The organism is Pseudomonas sp. (genome assembly GCF_026224925.1).
Classification (GTDB): domain Bacteria; phylum Pseudomonadota; class Gammaproteobacteria; order Pseudomonadales; family Pseudomonadaceae; genus Aquipseudomonas.
Genome location: NZ_JAMFRV010000358.1, coordinates 1 through 3,729, shown reverse-complemented (window position 1 = coordinate 3,729; position 3,729 = coordinate 1). Strand labels below are relative to the sequence as shown.

The 3,729-nt window shown below is 58.6% G+C and carries 3 protein-coding genes; all 3 read left to right on the top strand.

The genetic code is table 11. The annotated features are described in order from the left end of the window. Positions 1-139 (top strand): type VI secretion system baseplate subunit TssF (locus M0974_RS15610; protein WP_297838424.1); only part of this gene is annotated, 139 nt, incomplete at its 5' end. Further along, positions 103-1,110, top strand: a complete 1,008-nt coding sequence (gene tssG, locus M0974_RS15605; protein WP_297838422.1) for a type VI secretion system baseplate subunit TssG — start codon at positions 103-105, stop codon at positions 1,108-1,110. The genes M0974_RS15610 and tssG, both read left to right, overlap by 37 nt. Before the next feature lie 6 nt (positions 1,111-1,116). Next, positions 1,117-3,717: a type VI secretion system ATPase TssH gene (gene tssH / locus M0974_RS15600; protein WP_297838419.1), complete on the top strand. Its 2,601-nt coding sequence runs from the start codon at positions 1,117-1,119 to the stop codon at positions 3,715-3,717. Positions 3,718-3,729 lie beyond the last annotated feature (12 nt).

Sequence of the window (3,729 nt, the reverse complement as noted above, 5' to 3'; positions counted from 1 at the left end):
GTTCCTCTTCGCCTCAATCCTCAATGAGTTCTTTGCGCTCTACGCCAGCCTCAATTCGTACCACGAGTTGCACGTCACAAGCACACAGGGAGAGGTGTACCAATGGACGCCACGAATGGGCCTGCAACCCTTGCTTTAAGCGGGTTGAGCCGAGCCATACGCGAGTACTCGATCTTCCAGGCCATACCTCAGGTCATGGAGCGGTTGCGCCAATCCAATTTAGAGATGGACGACGAGCAGCTTTACGATCTGGTGGAGTTTCAGGCCAATCCAAGCTTCGGTTTCCCCGGCAGCGATATCGACCGAGTGCAGTATTTTGAAGAGCACGGCCGAGTACGCGCACGCCTGCAGCTTAACGTGATGAGCCTAGTGGGCGCGGGTTCTCCGTTGCCGGCTTTTTACGGCGAACAGGCGTTGGAGGAGGGTATCAATGGCGACGCGACGCGCGATTTCCTTGACGTTTTTCATCACCGTTTGCAGCGTTTACTACTGCCAACCTGGCGTAAATATCGTTATCACGCGCGTTTCGCGCGTGAAGCGGCGGACCCGTTTTCGGCGCAGCTGTTCGCGCTGATCGGGCTTGGCGGAAAGACCATACGCGACACGCAAGAGCTGAACTGGAAGCGCCTGCTGCCCTATCTGGGCTTGCTCAGTTTGCGTGCCCACTCGGCGGCACTGATCGAGTCCGTGTTGCGTTACTACTTCAAGCACGCCGAGCTAACCATTGAGCAATGCATCGAGCGCTCGGTACGGATTCGCGATGAGCAACGCAATCGCTTGGGGACTGCCAACAGCTGCTTGAGCGAAGACCTGGTGCTGGGTGAGTACGTGCGTGACCGCAGTAGCAAGTTTCGCGTGCACATCCGCGAACTGGATTGGCAGCGCTTCCACGATTTTTTACCCACCGGCACCGGCTATCAACCGCTCTGTGCGCTGGTGCGTTTCACCCTGCGTGACCCCCTCGATTACGACATTCGTTTGGTGCTACGCCTTGAAGAAATTCAAGAGCTGCGCCTCGACGAACAGAACGCCTGCCGCCTCGGCTGGACCAGTTGGCTTGGACGCGAATATGCCGATGGCATCGTCACCCTCGGCAGCAAAACTCATTAAGGACCAATGACCATGATCAACGTAGACCTGCAACAACTTATCCAGGCCCTAGACGCTGAAACCCGCCGCGAACTGGAAGGTTCTGCCGAGCGCTGCGTGGCGCGAGGCGGCAGCAAGATTTTGGTTGAAGACCTGTTGCTGGCGCTTCTGGAGCGGCCCCAAGGCCTGATGACGCGGGCGTTGCTGGATGCTGAAGTCGACGCCGGTGAATTAGCCGCAGCGCTGCAGCCTGGAAGTGAGCGCAGCGAATCGCGTAATCCGGTGTTCGCGCCGGAGCTGGTGCAATGGCTGCAGGATGCCTTGCTCGTCGCCACCCTTGAATTAGGGCAAAGCCATGTCGGGCAAGCAGCGCTGATTCTGGCGCTGCTGCGTAACCCAATGCGCTATGCCGGCAGCCGCTATCAACCGCTGTTGGCCAAACTGAACGCTGACCGTTTGCGTGATTTCGCCCTGTCGGAAAACGCTGAACAGGCTGCTGGAAAGTCATCGACTCCCGCTGAATCCCTGCTGGCGCGCTTCACCCATAACCTTACCCAGCAGGCCCGCGACGGCAAACTCGACCCGGTGCTGTGCCGCGACGATGCTATCCGCCAGATGATCGACATCCTGGCTCGACGTCGGAAAAACAATCCCATTGTCGTTGGCGAGGCAGGCGTGGGTAAGACCGCCATCGTTGAAGGTTTGGCGTTACGCATTGCCCGGGGTGAGGTGCCTCAAGCCCTCAAAGGCGTCGAGTTGCTGTCTTTGGACATGGGACTTTTGCAGGCCGGGGCCAGTGTCAAAGGCGAGTTCGAACGGCGCCTGAAAGGCGTGATCGATGAAGTCAAAGCCTCACCCAAGCCCATCACGCTATTCATCGATGAAGCGCATACGTTGATCGGTGCAGGCGGTCAGGCCGGTGGATCAGACGCCGCCAATTTATTGAAACCAGCGCTGGCCCGTGGCGAGTTACGCACCATCGCGGCGACGACGTGGGGGGAGTACAAAAAATATTTCGAAAAAGACCCGGCGCTGGCACGACGGTTTCAGCCGGTGCAGCTGCATGAGCCCACTGTCCCTCAAGCCATCACTATCTTGCGCGGCCTGGCGTCAATCTATGAGAAAAGTCACGGCGTCTATCTACGTGATGATGCGGTCGTCGCTGCGGCGGAGTTATCGGCGCGTTATCTGTCGGGTCGGCTTCTGCCAGACAAGGCCGTCGATGTGCTGGACACCGCCTGCGCGAGGGTGCGTATTAGCTTGGCGGCGGCGCCGGAGCGACTGGAAAAACTCCGTAGCGAATTAGCCGAGGGCGGCCGTCAGTGCCTCGCATTAAAGCGCGATGCCGAAGCCGGTTTAAGCATCGACCAAGAAGCTTTGAGTGTGCTGGAAAGCCGTCTTCTAGAAGCCGAACATGAGCAGCACGCCGTCGAAAAATCATGGGATGAACAACGCAAACTTGCTGAGCGCTTGCTGGAATTGCGTCAGCAATTGGCGCTCGCCCGTAGCGCAGCTGGCGACGATACAGCTGATGAACACACACTGAAAACCCTGGAAGCGGAGGTGCTCACCGTCCACGGCGCATTGACTGCAGCCCAAGCGCTAGAGCGTCTGGTGAGTTTTGAAGTGTGTCCGCGCCAAGTTGCTGAAGTGATCAGCGCCTGGACCGGTGTGCCTCTTGAGCAACTGGCGCGCGAACACAACAGCCGGGTCAGTACGTTTGCCAGCGACTTACGCTTGCGCATTCGGGGTCAAGACCAGGCGGTGCACGCCTTGGATCGCTCGATGCGTGCAACGGCTGCCGGGTTGAACAAACCCGATGCACCGGTCGGTGTGTTTTTGCTGGTCGGCCCCAGTGGGGTCGGTAAAACGGAAACCGCGTTGGTGCTAGCTGATTTGCTGTACGGCGGCGAGCGTTTCATCACCACCATCAACATGTCCGAGTTTCAGGAAAAGCATACCGTGTCCCGCTTGATTGGGGCGCCACCCGGTTACGTCGGTTACGGCGAAGGCGGCATGTTAACCGAAGCCGTGCGGCAAAAACCCTATTCAGTGGTGCTGCTCGACGAGGTGGAAAAAGCCGATCCCGATGTCCTGAATCTGTTCTACCAGATCTTCGACAAAGGCATTGCTAACGACGGCGAAGGGCGGGAAATCGACTTCCGCAACACGCTGATCCTGATGACCTCCAACCTCGCCAGCGACCGCATTGAAGCGCTGTGCCGCAACGGTAATCGTCCCAGTGCTGAAGCGTTGGAAGAAGCGATTCGTCCGGTGCTCAGTCAACACTTCAAACCGGCGCTGCTGGCGCGTATGCGCGTGGTGCCGTACTACCCGGTCAGTGGCGCGGTGCTGCGTGAACTGATCGAAATCAAACTGCAGCGGTTGGCCGAACGTTTGAAGCGACGCCAGCTGGCATTCAGTCATTCGCCAACGTTGGTCGATCACCTGGCCGCACGGTGCAGCCAGAGCGACAGCGGGGCACGATTGATCGACTACCTGCTGGACGCTCACGTGCTGCCGTTGATCGCGGATCGTCTACTCGACGCCATGGCCGTGGGAGAAACGCTGAAGTACGTCCACGCCACTCTCGACGGAGACGACACCGTCGTGTGTGAGTTTGCATGAGGGGGTGTGATG

Excerpts from the sequence above, each read along its gene's own strand:
- tssG (WP_297838422.1), top strand. The coding sequence starts at position 103 with ATGGACGCCACGAATGGGCCTGCAACCCTTGCTTTAAGCGGGTTGAGC.
- tssH (WP_297838419.1), top strand. The coding sequence starts at position 1,117 with ATGACCATGATCAACGTAGACCTGCAACAACTTATCCAGGCCCTAGAC.